Here is a 13180-nt window from a genome sequence, read left to right on the forward strand (position 1 = left end):
GAGCGGAACGCGTCGGGCAGGTCGGTGGTCGCCAGTCCGCACCCGAAAGGCCCGCATGACCAGCAATGACGCGTCCGCCCCGCCCGCGCTCGGCGTGTACTCCGAGGTCGGACGGCTCCGCAAGGTCCTCGTCTGCTCCCCGGGGCTCGCCCACCGGCGGCTCACCCCGACCAACTCGGACGACCTGCTGTTCGACGACGTGATGTGGGTGGAGAACGCCCAGCGCGACCACGCCGACTTCGTCGACAAGCTGGTCCAGCGGGGCGTCGAGGTCGTGGAACTGCACGACCTGCTCACCGAGACCATGGCCCTGCCCGCGGCCCGGTCCTGGCTGCTCGACCGGAAGATCGTCGCGAACGAGGTCGGCCTGGGACTGATCGACGACACCCGTGCCTTCCTGGACTCCGTACCGGCCCGCGACCTGGCCGAGTACCTCATCGGCGGGCTGGCGACCACCGACCTGCCCGACGCGTTCCGCTCGGGATACCTCTCCCTCGCCCGCGAGGCCACCGGGGTACGCGAGTACCTGATGCCGCCACTGCCGAACACCCTCTACACCCGGGACACCACCTGCTGGCTGTACGGCGGCGTCACCCTCAACCCGCTGTACTGGCCGGCCCGGCACGGCGAGACCCTGCTGATGAAGGCGGTCTACGCCTTCCACCCCGACTTCAGGGACGCGACCGTCTGGTGGGGCGACCCCGAGCGGGACTGGGGCCAGGCCACCTTCGAGGGCGGCGACATCATGCCCGTGGGCAACGGCGTCGTCCTGATGGGCATGAGCGAGCGCACCTCGCGGCAGGCCATCACCCAGGTCGCCTCCTCCCTGTTCGAGAACGGCGCGGCCGACCGCGTCATCGTCGCGGGCATGCCGAAGCTGCGCTCCGCGATGCACCTGGACACCGTCTTCACCTTCGCCGACCGGGACATCGTCACGCTCTATCCGACGATCATGGACTCGGTCCACACCTTCACACTGCGGCCCGGCGGCAAGCCGTCGGGCGTGGACATCACCGACGAGGGCGGCACCCCGTTCGTGGACGTCGTGGCGAAGGGCCTGGGGCTGCCGAAGCTCCGGGTCATCGAGACCGGCGGCGACGTGTACGCCTCCGAGCGACAGCAGTGGGACAGCGGGAACAACGCGGTCGCCCTCGAACCCGGTGTGGTCTTCACGTACGACCGCAACACCCAGACGAACACGCTGCTCCGCAAGGCGGGCGTCGAGGTCATCACCATCGTCGGGGCGGAACTCGGGCGGGGCCGCGGCGGCGGGCACTGCATGACCTGCCCGCTGATCAGGGACGCGGTCGACTTCTGACGCGGGGCGACGGGTCGGGGCGCCGGCCGCTCCACGCGGGGGTGGCCGGCCGGCGCGATCCGGGCGGCCCGGTCCGGCGGTCGGCTCACTTGCCCGATCAGGCGGCCCGGTCGGGCGGCCGGGTCAGTCTTGCCCGGTCGGGAGCCCCGGTCGGAGGCCTCGCTCAGGCCGTCGGGTCCGGGCCGGCCAGCTGTTCGGCCAGCTCGCGCTCGCTCTCCTCCGGGAGGGTGGTCTTGAGCACGGTGCCGCCGAACGGCTCGACCGCCTCGGCGAACCTGTCCTCCGCCACCTCCGAGGCCATGACCACGACGGCGGACGAACCCGGCGCCAGCAGCTCCTGGACCTTGTCGCGGAAGGCGTTGTCGACGCCCATCCGGTTGAGCCGGCCGATGAGCCCGCCCACGGCGGCGCCCACGACGCCGAGGCCCGGCGTCAGAATGATCATGCCGAGGACCAGGCCCCAGAGGGCGCCCGCCGTGGCGGAGAGCGCGGTCTCCCCCTTCCGACGGGCCGGGGTGTCCACATGGGTCTTGCCGTCCTCGTCCACCGATACGACGGCGAGTCCGGTCAGCTCGACCGCATCGCTCTCCCCGAGCTCCTGCACCGCGGCGAACGCCCGGTTCGCGACGGCCTGGTCGTCGTAGCCGAGGACGATGAGTTCGGACATGCGGCTCTCCTCCTGTGTCAGTACCTCTGCGCCTTGACGAGCTTCGGGGTGAGGACCGGCTCGGCCGGCCGGCGGCTGATGACCAGCGGCTGCCTGCGCTCGCCCGGTTCGAGGTCCTCCTCGCCGACGAACTGCGTCTCGACGACCTTGCCCGAGGGGTCGAGGAAGTCGACCTGCACGGCGTACGAGGCCTCGTCGTCGGTGGTGTTGGTGATGTTCAGGACGACGGTGAGCACACCGCCGGTGTCGGCGCGCGGCTTGCCCGTCATCGCGACCTCGCGGCCCGCGTTCCCCGGGGCCTGGACGTCCTTCAGCTCCTCCTCGGCCTCCCGGCGGGTGCGTTCGACCTCGGCTCCGATGGACGCCTTGCGCTCGGCCTCGCGCGCGGAGGCGGAGGCCGCCGCGGAGGAGGCGGACGCGCGGGCGGACTCGACCGCCGCCTGCCCGGACGAGGCGACGGAGGAGGGGAGTTCACCCGTGAAGCCGGCCGTGTCGGGGGCGGTGGGGCGTTGACTGACGGCGGTGCCGCCGGAGTCGTCGTCGCTGCCGCAGGACACGAGGCCGACCGCGCCGAGGGCCGTGACGACGACGGCCGCGGCCGCGCTCACCGCCCGTGCGCGGACCGGCCTGCGGCCGCGCTCCGATGTGGGGTTCACTGGATCCGTCCTCTTTCTCGTGGGCGTTCGTGGTGCGGTCGGAAGGTCTGCTCGGAGGGGTCTGCTCGGAGGGGGGTGCGCCGTAAGGCCGGGGCGCGGGCCGCGGCGCGGTCGTCGTCAGTACCGGAGGACTCCGGCGATGCGGCCCATGTCGAGCAGGGCGTCGTCGTGGACGAACTGGACCTCGGCGCCGGTGTCGAGGGCGCGTTCGACGATCTCGTCGACCATGTCGTCCCGGGTTCCGGGCTCGGCGGGCTCCGCCGGTTCCAGGTGCCCGCCCTCGTCGCGCACGACGGTCCGGTAGCGGTCCTCGACGGCGAGCAGCCGGATCCGGCCCTCCTTGACGGCCTGCCACACCTCGTCGATGCCGCCGGCGAACTCGCGGCGTCCCCGGGCGGCGTCGAGTTCGGCCAGGACGGTGGTGGCCGTGGCGGCCTCCCTGGCCGTGCGGGCGGGCTCGACGGCCTCGTGCACCGCGGTGGCCGGCCCCTTCGCGAGGCCCCCGTGGTGCAGGGTCGTGGCGCCCCGCGGGAGCGGCCCGGTGTCCTCCAGAAGCGCGACGGCGGCGGGTTCGCCGAGCACGTAGAGAGGTCGGGGGGCGAAGGCGAGGACGGCGCGCAGGGCGGTGTGCGCCTCGCGGAGGAACTGGCGGGTGGCCTCGTCCTGGAAGGTGCTCGGCAGGTCGCCGATGCGCTCCTTGCGCTCCGCGTCCGGGTCGTCGAGGCTGCGGGTGAGCGGGAAGCCGTTGCCGGTGTGCTCGGTGAAGCGCTCGGGGCCGCCGCTCCACAGCGAGACGCGGTCGGCCGAGACCGCGAGTGCCCAGGAGGGCTGCTCGGCGGCCTGGGCGGCGACGAGGTTGCGGGTGAGGAAGGTGTCGGCGAGGACGACGCGTTCGGGCACCGACCGGCCCACCGTCCAGACGTAGTGCTCGCCCGGGGCCGCGAAGACGACCAGCCCGTCCTCGGCGTGGGCGAGGTCGGTCTCGGCCACCGCGCGGCTCAGCTGGTCCATGACGTCGGCCCGCCGCTCCCGGGGAATCGCCGGGTCCTCCTGGATCGCCTTCTCCGCCGCGGCCAGCAGGTTGCGGAGCCGTACGGGGTCCTGGGCGTTGTCCGGCTCGCGGCGGTGCGTCGGCATCACGAGGGACACGGCGGGGTACGGGCGGGGCTGGCGCAGTTTCGCGAGTACGTCGCTGCTGAGCGCGGGGTCCATGGGGAGGCCTTCCTGGCGGGTTCAGGCGGTTCTTCGGGACGGGCGGAGCGGGGCCGGGGCCCTACAGGGGGCCGGCGAGCTGCTCGGCCAGTTCCCTCTCGTCCGCGTCGCTGAGCGAGGTCTTGAGGACGGTGCCGCCGTGCGGCCGCATGGCCACGGTGAACTTGTCGTCCGTGACCTTCGAGGCCATGATCACGAGCGCCGCCGAGCCGGGCTTGAGAAGGTCCTCCACCTGCCGGCGGAACCGGTCGTCGACCCCGGACTTGCTGATCTTCCCGACGAGGCCGCCGAGGGCGGCGCCGGTCAGCAGCCCCACGCCGGGGAAGAGGAAGAGCAGGCCGAAGATGGCTCCCCACAGGGCGCCGGAGGCGGCCGAGACGCCGACGACTCGGCTGTCCGTGTCGACGTGGGTGGCGCCGTCGGCGTCGACGGACACGATCGCGAGGCCGTTGAGGTGCACGACGTAGTCGCGTTGCAGCTCGTGCACCGTGTCGTACGCCTGCTCGGCCACCCGGGGGTCGTCGTACCCGATGACGATCAGCTCAGCCATTCCCGCCTCCTGGGAGAAGGGGCCGTGAAATGTCATCGTGTCCCGATATGTCCACCCTCGCGACTCGGTGATCCCCTCGATGGGCGCACGGGAACGGCCGCCGGGGGCGTCATCGCGCGACCCGGCGGCCGTAACGGCGGTCGCCCTCCCCGGCGCCCGGCTACGGGCGGTTCAGCGAGGCGAGCTCCACGGCGATGGCCTCGCGCAGCAGGGTGCGCGCGTGCTCGATGCCGATGCCGCCGCTCAGCCAGCGCATGCTCAGGCCCTCCAGGAGCGCGGTGAGCCGCTCCGCGGCGGCGGCGAGGGCGGCGGCCGGGGCCATGGGCCGGACCTGCCCCAGGAGCGCGGCGACCTCCTGCACCCAGACCAGGGTCGCCCGGGCGAGGTCCTCGCGCAGGATCGGGTCGAAGACGGCACTGGCCCGCAGTTCGCCCCAGGCCGTGCTGTTCTCCCGCACCTCGGGGACGTCCTGGAGCTCCAGGAGGAGGACCTCGTCCAGCTCCTCGCGCGGGCCGAGCGGCTCCGCGTCGGGGTCGCGCTGGTTGGTGTACCGCTCGGCGCGGTCGTTGATGAACTCCAGCGTGTGCCGCAGGATCCCGGTGCGGTCCTTGAAGTGGTAGTAGATCAGCCCGGTGGACACCCCGGCCTCCGCGGCCAGTTCCTCCACGCGCAGGCCGCGCACACCGCGCCGGGCGATCACCCGGGCGGCCGCTTCCAGGATCTGAGTACTGCGAGACGACATGCCCCGAACCCTATCGGCTCCCCCTGCCCGGACCTTCGGGCGAGGTCACGCAGTCATGGGCTGCGGTCGGGGACGGGGACGTCCGCCGGTCGCGGGGCGTCGGCGCCCGCACGTCGGCCCGCTACTGACGCTTCTTTCAGGTTTCAGCGCCGTGATGGGCCCCGTACGGCCCCGGGAACCTCACCAACCCCCGTCATCTCCAGGTACGCCAAGCCCTCTCGACACTTGACTGAAAATCCAGTCAGTGTCAGAGGCCCTGCGTACCCTCGCCGCCCTCGGCGGCACCCTCGCCTTCGGCGCCGCGGGCTGTGGCACCGGCGACTCCCCGCCCGCCGGGGCCACCGGCGCCTCCACCAGCCCGTCCACCGGCTCCGCCCGCCCCTCCGCCGCGGGCGGCGAGCGCCGTTTCGGCGCCGAGTGGGACAGCCACACCCGTACCTTCATGTCCTGGCCCGCGCTCGCATCCGTCTGGGGGGACGAGCTGCCGTCCGTCCGGGAGGACATCGCCCGCATCGCGCGCGCCGTCTCCGCGTACGAGGCCGTCGTCATGATGGCCCGGCCGGCCCAGGTCGCCGCGGCCCAGCAGGCGTGCGGCTCGCAGGTCGAGGTGATCGCGATGCCGGTCGACGACCTGTGGGCCCGCGACACCGTGCCGGTCTTCGTGGAGGACGGCGACGAGCTGGTCGGGGTCGACTTCAACTTCAACGGCTGGGGCAACAAGCAGGAGCACACCAACGACGCGCAGGTGGGCCGGCTGCTGCTCCGCAAGTACGGCATCCCCCGCGAGGTGGCCCCCCTCGTCGCCGAGGGCGGCTCCTTCGAGACCGACGGCGAGGGCACGCTCCTCGTCACCGAGAGCTCGATCGTCAACGACAACCGCAACCGGGGGAAGACCAGGGACCAGATCGAGGACGAGCTGATCGAGACCCTGGGCGTGGAGAAGGTGGTCTGGCTCGCGGGCGTCCGCGGCCAGGACATCACCGACGCCCACGTCGACAGCCTCGTCCGCTTCACCGCCCCCGGCGTGGTCCTGCTCGACCAGGCGTTCCCCGGCTCTCCCCCGGACTCCTGGTCCCGCTCCGCCGACCAGGCCCGCTCGGTGCTCGGCAAGGCGACCGACGCCCGCGGCCGCCGCTTCGAGATCATCGACCTGCCGCAGCCCGACCTCGACCGGATCACCGGCGAGGGCGACGACTTCGTCTCCACCTACGCCAACTTCTACATCGCCAACGGCTCGGTGTTCCTGCCCCGGTTCGGCGACCGCACCGCCGACGACCGCGCCCGGGGCATCCTCCAGGACCAGTTCCCCGACCGCGAGATCGTGCAGGTGCAGATCGACACCATCGCCTCCGGAGGCGGCGGCATCCACTGCGCGACGCACGACCAGCCGGGCAAGCCCGCCGCCTCCGGAGGCGATGGTGTCGATCTGCACCTGCACGATCTCGCGGTCGGGGAACTGGTCCTGGAGATTGTGCACCCCCTACTCTCGTATGTGCAGAGACTGAGGTGTCCGGCAGGGATCGATGTCCAGAGGGGCGGGCTCGGAGTGCTCGGCCTCGCGACGGGCTCGGGCGGCCGTTACCGTACGGGGTCGAGGGCGTGCCCCGCCAGCCCGAGGGGGTCGTCCGGGCTCCCGCGGAGAGTCTGCGGGAGGCCCAGCGGCTGCTGGACGCCGGGATGCCGTTCCACGCGCACGAGGTCTTCGAGGACGCCTGGAAGTCCGGGCCCGCGTCGGAGCGCGACCTGTGGCAGGGGCTCGCCCAGCTCGCCGTGGGGCTCACGCACGCCGCCCGAGGGAACACCGCGGGCGGGGCGCGACTGCTGCGCCGCGGCGCCGACCGTCTCGCGGGCGACACGGCGGCCGCCGCCCACGGCATCGACGCCGTCGGACTCGTGTCATGGGCACGGGAGTTGGCGGAGCGTGTCTCCGGGCCGGTGGACGCCGCGGGCGGTCGGCCGCCCGTCGTCGACGCCGCGGCCGAGGCACCTCGGTTGCGGCTCGGGCCTGCCTGAGGGCTACTCCCCAGGCCCCGCGTCCAGTTCCTCCAGCAGGACCGACGTGTGGCTCTCCGCGGGTTCCTTCGTCGCCGTCAGGAGGGTGATCGTCCCCTCCGCCGCGAGCCGCCTCAGACGGTCGAGGGCCGCGCGGGCCTCCGGGGCCTCCAGCTCGGCCCGGTAGCGGCGGCGGAACTCCTCGTACCCGCCCTCGGTTCCGTGGTACCGGCGGCGGAGCTCCGTGGACGGGGTGAGCGCCTTGGGCCACTCGTCGATGTGGGCGTCGGTCCTGGCGAGTCCGCGCGGCCAGAGGCGGTCGACGAGGACCCGTACGCCGTCGTCCGGCGACGGGGGCTCGTAGATCCGCCGGACGCGGACGCGGCGGGCCGACCGGGCGGGCTCTGCGGGGTCTGCGGGGTCTGCGGGCATGGCTCCAGACTGACGGACCGGCCCCCGGCTCACCCCTCGACGCGCAGCGCCGGAAGGAGGACGGCGTCCACGAAGGTCCGCATGGTCGTGGCGTCGGTGAACCGGTCCTCGAAGAGCCGCTCGATCCGGAGCATGCCCAGGAAGCAGGGGGCGACGAAGCCGATCGCGGGGTTGTCGGCGTCGACCTCGCCCCGCGCGACCGCGCGGGCCACGACCTCGTCGATGGCGGCGACCTCGGGCGCGATGACGGTCTCGCGGAGCGCCGCGCGCAGGTCGGGGTGCTGGATGAAGGCCTGTGCGACGGCCTCCATGAGTTCGGCGTCCCGCTCGCGGTGCGAGGCGGCGATCCGGCCGGCCTCGCGCAGGTCGCCCGCGAGGGTGCCGGTGTCGATCCCGGTGAAGACGGTGCAGCGGCGCCGGGCGAGCGCGGCGGTGACCAGCTGCGGCTTGGTGCCCCACTGCCGGTAGAGGGTGGCCTTGCCGCACTTCGTACGGGCCGCGACGCCCTCCATGGTCACCGAGTCGTAGCCGCCCTCGCGCAGGAGGCAGAGCACGGCGTCGTACAGCTCCGTCTCGCGCTCCGGCGTGATCTTGCTGCGGCGGGCGGCGGCCTCTGCGGGCACCGGGCCGGATGCCTGGCCGGACCCCTCCGTGGGCTGCGTCGCGGGCGCCTTCGTGGGCTCCCCCGCGGACGCGGACGCCGGCTCTGCTGTGGACGCGGACGTGGACATCGATCCCTCCCGGACACCTCAGTCTCTGCACATACGAGAGTAGGGGGTGCACAATCGAGACGCAAACGTATCGATACGCTTGCGTCTCGATGAAATCGGATCTAGGCTCACTCCGTTTGTTGGCGATATGACGGATTAGAGGGCCGTGCGATGGCTTCCGGGATACGCGGGATACGAGGACCACGTCCTGCTGGATCGGGGCTGACGCCTACCCCCGGCGGACCCGAAGAGCGTGAGCGCGACGCGAGCGGGACCGCCGCACGCGGGAGCGGTGATCGGGTCTCCGGCGCGTCCGCCCGGCCTCCCCTGCTGCGCGAGCTCGCGCTCGTCACCGCGCTCTTCCTCGTCTACAAGTTCGGCCGGCTCTTCGCCAACGGCCACGAGGCCCGCGCCTTCCGGAACGCCGACCGCGTCTGGGACGCCGAGCGCGCCCTCCACCTCCCGGGTGAGGGAACGATCCAGCACCTCCTCCTGCACGGCGAACCGCTGATCCGGACCGCGAACACCTACTACGCGGCCGTGCACTTCCCCGCCACGATCGCCTTCCTCGTCTGGCTCTACCTGCGCCGCCCCGCCCACTACGTGTGGTCGCGCCGCGTCCTCGCGCTCGTCACCGGCGCCGCGCTCGCCCTGCACCTCCTGATGCCGCTGGCGCCGCCGCGGATGCTCGCGGCCAGCGGGCTCGTCGACACCGCGCGGGTCTACGGCCCCTCGGTGTACGGCGCGACGCCGGAGACCGACTCGATGGCCAACCAGTTCGCGGCCATGCCCTCGCTGCACTTCGGCTGGGCGCTGATGGTGGCCATCGAGTCGGTCTCCGGCGTCGCGCCGTACACCGAGGGGCCGTAGACCCGCGCGGTGTCGACGAGCCCGCTGGCCGCGAGCATCCGCGGCGGCGCCAGCGGCATCAGGAGGTGCAGGGCGAGCGCGGCGCCGGTGACGAGCGCGAGGACGCGGCGCGACCACACGTAGTGGGCGGGGCGGCGCAGGTAGAGCCAGACGAGGAAGGCGATCGTGGCGGGGAAGGACGCGGCGCGACCACACGTAGTGGGCGGGGCGGCGCAGGTAGAGCCAGACGAGGAAGGCGATCGTGGCGGGGAAGGTACCCCGCCAGGCCGCTTCGGCCGCCCTGCCGGTCGGAGCACTCCGATGAACCCCGTCACCGGCACCGTCGTCGCGGTGCTCCTCTCCCTCGTCTCCGCCGCCGGCTACGCGCTCGCCGTACCCCGCCAGGCCGCTTCGGCCGCCCTGCCGGTCGGAGCACTCCGATGAACCCCGTCACCGGCACCGTCGTCGCGGTGCTCCTCTCCCTCGTCTCCGCCGCCGGCTACGCGCTCGCCGCCGTCGCACAGTCCCGGCTGGCCGCCGCCTCCCCCGTCGAGGACGGACGAGGGGCACTGCGCGGGCTGCTCGCCCGGGGCCAGTGGTGGGCGGCGGTCGGCCTGAACGCCGCCGGAGCCCTCGCCCACGTGGCCGCCCTGCGCTACGGGCCGCTGACGCTCGTCCAGCCGCTCGGCGCGCTGACCCTGGTGGCCGCGCTGCCCCTCGGCGCGTACGCGGCCCGGCGCCGGGTGACCCGCACCGAGTGGCGCGGGGCCCTGTGGACCCTGGCCGGTCTCGTGGGACTCGTCGCCGTGACGGGCCCCGCCGCCCCCGGCGAGGCGCTCAGCCTGCGCGAGTCCCTGGTCGTCGCCGCGGCGACGGCGCTCCTCATCGCCGCGCTCGCGTCCGGCCGCCGCCCGGCCGGGAGGAAGGGCCCGCGCGGGCTCGGGCACGCCACGGCCTCCGGGATCGCCTCGGGCGTCGCCTCCGCGCTGACCCAGACCCTGACGGCCGCGTTCGCACTGGAACTCCCCGGCGGGAAGCCGGCCTGGTGGCAGACCGCGCTCCTCGCGGTGCTGATATCCGGCTTCGCGACCGGCGGCCTGCTGCTCTCCCAGGCGGCCTACCGAGGGGGCCTCGCGGCGCCGCTCGCCGTGGTCAACCTCTCCAACCCGGCCGCCGCGGCGATCATCGGCGTGGCGCTGCTCGGGGAGACCTTCCGCGCGGGCGCCTGGGGCTGGCTGGTCGCGGCCGGCGCGTCGCTGGTCGCGGCGCGCGGCGTGGTGCTGCTGACGAAGGGGGGCGCGGCGGACGCGCCCCCGGCCGGGGACCTTCCTGCGGCCGTCTCGGCCACCCTGGCACCCGCCGGGGCTACCCCCGGCGCGCCTTCCCCCGCACCGGCACCGGCTGCGGAAGGTACGGCTCCGGTGTTCCCGGGCAACGGCTTCGGGAAGGCACCCGAGGCCGAGCCCGCGACGCCGTACCGGTCCCGGGTCGTGACCCTGCCCGCACGCTCCTCGGCGGCCGAGGCCCTGACCCTGTCCGAGACGCCGCCCCTCACCGAGTCCACGATCCAGGCCGAGGCCGCGATCCTCGCCGAGGCCCTGCCCGCGTACGAGACCGTGCCGCAGGTCGAGACCGTGGACGCGAGCGGGGCGACGGCGGCCCCGGCGTCGGGGAACGCTGCCTCCACGCCCGCGCGTACCTCCGTCCGGCGCACTCTCGGGTCGGTGCCGACGCCCCGTTCGACCGGTTCCGCCGCCCATCGTTCGGCCCGTCCCGATCCGGCCGCACCCGCTCCGCCCGCGCCGCCGTCCGGCCTTCCCGACGCGGACGCCCCCGGCCCGCAGCCGGTGCCCGCACCGGCGGCCGGCTGAGCGGCCGCCCGGCATCCCCGCCCCCAATTCGTCATCTTGACGACAAGCACCGAATCCCCCTATCGTCAGCATGACGACAAGGGGGTTTCTTCCATGGCCGACATCACCCGGCGGGCCGGCTGGCGCCATCTCCGCTCCGCGCCCACCGCGCACATCCGCCACCAGAGCCGCGGCAAGCTCGTGCACGACGGCGAAGGGCTGAGCTTCTGGTTCCGCCCGCTCACCGCGGCCCTCTCCGAGGTCCCGGTCAACGACCGCGAACTGGCCATGGCCTTCCACGCCCGGACCGCCGACTTCCAGGACGTCAGCGTCCAGTCCACCGTCACCTACCGGATCGGGGACCCGACCGCCGCCGCCACCCGGCTGGACTTCTCCATCGACCCCGACACGGGCGCGTGGCGCGGCACCCCGCTGGAGCAGATCGCCACCCTCCTCACCGAGACCGCCCAGCAGCACGCCCTCGACGTCCTCGCCCGCACCTCGCTGGCCGAGGCACTCGTCGACGGCGTCGCGGCGGTGCGCGACCGCGTCACGGCCGGCCTCGCCGCCGAGCCCCGCCTGCCGGCGACCGGCATCGAGGTCGTCGCCGTCCGGGTGGTCGCGATCCGCCCCGAACCCGAGGTCGAGCGCGCCCTGCGGACCCCCGCCCGCGAGCAGATCCAGCAGGAGGCCGACCGGGCCACGTACGAGCGCCGGGCGGTCGCCGTCGAGCGCGAGCGCGCCATCGCGGAGAACGAGCTGGCGAGCAAGATCGAGCTGGCCCGCCAGGAGGAGCGGCTCGTCGAGCAGCGCGGCACCAACGCCCGCCGCGAGGCCGAGGAGAACGCCGCCGCCGACGCCGTACGGGCGGAGGCCGAGGCCGTACGCAAGGTCCGCCTCGCCCAGGCCGAGGCGGAGGCCGCGCGCGAGGTCGGCCAGGCACGCGCCGGGGCGCAGTCCGCCTGGCTGCGGGCGCACGCCGAGGTGGAGCCGGCGACCCTGCACGCCCTGGCCGTCTCCCGCGCCGCCGAGAACCTGCCGCGGATCGAGCACCTGACGCTCTCGCCCGACGTCCTCACGGGGCTGCTCGCCAAACTCGGCGAGGGCGGGGCCCGGCCGTGAGCCTCGCGCCGCGCGCCGTGCTCGTGCACCGGACCACGGAGTACGAGGAACTCCTCGCCCGGCACGGTACGCACGGCCAGGCGGCGTTCTTCCTCTCGGCGCGCGGCCGCTCGGTCGACGCGGTCCGCGAGCGGCACGAGCGCACCCACCGGGCCCTGGCCGAGGTGTCTGCCGCCGTGCCCCTGGCCTGGCGGCAGACCCGGGTGGAGCGCGCGGACCTGGACCGTTTCCTGTTCGGCCCCGAGGACGTGGTCGTGGTGGTCGGACAGGACGGTCTGGTCGCCAACGCGGCGAAGTACCTGACCGGGCAGCCCGTCATCGGGATCGACGCCGACCCGGGACGCAATCCCGGGGTGCTGGTCCGCCACCGCGCGGACCGGGCACGGCGCCTGCTGCCGTACGCGGCGGAGGCCGCCGCGACGGTCGACGAACTGACGATGGTCGAGGCCGTCACCGACGACGCGCAGCGGCTCCTGGCGCTGAACGAGATCTACGTCGGACCCCGCGGCCACCAGACCGCCCGGTACACGCTGGGCCTCGACACGGCGGAGCTCCCGCCGGAGCCCCAGGCCTCCTCGGGGGTGCTCGTCGGCACGGGGACGGGGTCGACGGGCTGGCTGCGGTCCCTGTGGGAGCAGCGGTCCAGCGCGCTCGCGCTGCCCGCGCCCGCGGACGCCCGGCTCGCCTGGTTCGTCCGCGAGGCCTGGCCCTCCCCGGCGACCGGGACGAGCCGGGTCGAGGGTCTCCTCGACCCGGGCCAGGGGCTGCGGCTCACCGTCGAGTCGGACCGGCTGGTGGTGTTCGGCGACGGGGTCGAGTCGGACGCGCTGGAGTTGACGTGGGGTCAGACCGTACGCCTCGCGGTCGCGGGACCGCGGCTCCGGCTGGTGCACTGAGACCTGCGCGGGCATGCGCCACGACGCGGGAGCCGGGGCGCCCGACCCCGCCGTACCGCACGGCCGGGGCCGCCCGACCCCACCGGTCCCGCACAGCCGGTGCCGCGCCATGACGCGGCGCCCGGGGCCGTCCGGCCCCACTCGTCACCTACAGCCGGGGCCGCCCGGCCTCCCCCGCCGCCCG

The 13180-nt window shown here is 74.2% G+C and carries 13 protein-coding genes and 3 pseudogenes; 8 read left to right on the forward strand and 8 right to left on the reverse strand.

The genetic code is table 11. The features are described 5' to 3' along the window. Positions 1-55 precede the first annotated feature (55 nt). Positions 56-1318, forward strand: a complete 1263-nt coding sequence (locus EAO70_RS05220) for an arginine deiminase (RefSeq protein WP_148001829.1) — start codon at positions 56-58, stop codon at positions 1316-1318. Between the two features lie 163 nt (positions 1319-1481). Here EAO70_RS05220 and EAO70_RS05225 read toward each other — a convergent pair whose 3' ends face one another. From EAO70_RS05225 to EAO70_RS05245, 5 genes are all read right to left on the reverse strand, one after another. After that, the gene (locus EAO70_RS05225; protein WP_148001830.1) at positions 1482-1985 is read right to left on the reverse strand and encodes a DUF1269 domain-containing protein; all 504 of its coding nucleotides are present in this window, start codon (positions 1983-1985) and stop codon (positions 1482-1484) included. A gap of 17 nt (positions 1986-2002) precedes the next feature. Next, complete coding sequence (locus tag EAO70_RS05230) at positions 2003-2641, reverse strand: hypothetical protein (protein ID WP_187283736.1); 639 nt, start codon at positions 2639-2641, stop codon at positions 2003-2005. Positions 2642-2758: 117 nt separating this feature from the next. Continuing rightward, entirely contained in the window at positions 2759-3853 is a 1095-nt protein-coding gene (locus tag EAO70_RS05235; protein WP_148001831.1) for a chemotaxis protein, read from the reverse strand. A gap of 61 nt (positions 3854-3914) precedes the next feature. After that, a complete protein-coding gene (locus tag EAO70_RS05240; RefSeq protein ID WP_148001832.1) occupies positions 3915-4403 on the reverse strand; it encodes a DUF1269 domain-containing protein in 489 nt (162 codons plus the stop codon). A gap of 160 nt (positions 4404-4563) precedes the next feature. Further along, on the reverse strand, positions 4564-5145 hold the full coding sequence (locus tag EAO70_RS05245) for a TetR/AcrR family transcriptional regulator (RefSeq protein WP_148001833.1): 582 nt from the start codon (positions 5143-5145) through the stop codon (positions 4564-4566). Between the two features lie 256 nt (positions 5146-5401). Between EAO70_RS05245 and EAO70_RS05250 the strand changes: the two are divergent. Together EAO70_RS05250 and EAO70_RS05255 are read left to right on the forward strand one after the other, a co-directional pair. Then, positions 5402-6550 (forward strand): annotated as a pseudogene (locus tag EAO70_RS05250) (agmatine deiminase family protein); the annotation flags it as partial. A gap of 101 nt (positions 6551-6651) precedes the next feature. After that, positions 6652-7158, forward strand: a complete 507-nt coding sequence (locus EAO70_RS05255; protein WP_148001834.1) for a DUF309 domain-containing protein — start codon at positions 6652-6654, stop codon at positions 7156-7158. Between the two features lie 3 nt (positions 7159-7161). Here EAO70_RS05255 and EAO70_RS05260 read toward each other — a convergent pair whose 3' ends face one another. After that, positions 7162-7569 (reverse strand): DUF488 domain-containing protein, encoded by a 408-nt coding sequence (locus EAO70_RS05260; RefSeq protein ID WP_148001835.1) that lies wholly within the window; start codon positions 7567-7569, stop codon positions 7162-7164. Between the two features lie 29 nt (positions 7570-7598). Further along, a complete protein-coding gene (locus EAO70_RS05265; protein WP_261992674.1) occupies positions 7599-8300 on the reverse strand; it encodes a TetR/AcrR family transcriptional regulator in 702 nt (233 codons plus the stop codon). Between the two features lie 201 nt (positions 8301-8501). On the opposite strand from EAO70_RS05265, the pseudogene EAO70_RS05270 reads away from it, so the two are divergent. After that, a pseudogene (locus EAO70_RS05270) lies at positions 8502-9107 on the forward strand (phosphatase PAP2 family protein); the annotation flags it as partial. On the opposite strand, the gene EAO70_RS40220 reads toward EAO70_RS05270, so the two are convergent. Further along, on the reverse strand, positions 9002-9469 hold the full coding sequence (locus EAO70_RS40220) for a phosphatase PAP2 family protein (RefSeq protein WP_410091065.1): 468 nt from the start codon (positions 9467-9469) through the stop codon (positions 9002-9004). The pseudogene EAO70_RS05270 and the gene EAO70_RS40220 overlap by 106 nt on opposite strands. Here EAO70_RS40220 and EAO70_RS38905 point away from each other — a divergent pair. The 4 genes and pseudogenes from EAO70_RS38905 (at position 9450) to EAO70_RS05290 (ending at position 12996) form a co-directional block, all read left to right on the forward strand. Continuing rightward, positions 9450-9572, forward strand: a complete 123-nt coding sequence (locus EAO70_RS38905; protein WP_261992675.1) for a hypothetical protein — start codon at positions 9450-9452, stop codon at positions 9570-9572. The genes EAO70_RS40220 and EAO70_RS38905 overlap by 20 nt on opposite strands. Beyond that, positions 9569-10558: pseudogene (locus EAO70_RS05280) on the forward strand (DMT family transporter); the annotation flags it as partial. The gene EAO70_RS38905 and the pseudogene EAO70_RS05280, both read left to right, overlap by 4 nt. A gap of 534 nt (positions 10559-11092) precedes the next feature. After that, positions 11093-12100 (forward strand): SPFH domain-containing protein, encoded by a 1008-nt coding sequence (locus EAO70_RS05285; protein WP_148001836.1) that lies wholly within the window; start codon positions 11093-11095, stop codon positions 12098-12100. Next, positions 12097-12996, forward strand: a complete 900-nt coding sequence (locus EAO70_RS05290) for an NAD(+)/NADH kinase (protein ID WP_148001837.1) — start codon at positions 12097-12099, stop codon at positions 12994-12996. Before EAO70_RS05285 ends, EAO70_RS05290 begins: the two co-directional genes overlap by 4 nt. Positions 12997-13180 lie beyond the last annotated feature (184 nt).

The sequence above is a fragment of the Streptomyces sp. adm13(2018) genome (assembly GCF_008042145.1).
Classification (GTDB): Bacteria; Actinomycetota; Actinomycetes; order Streptomycetales; family Streptomycetaceae; genus Streptomyces.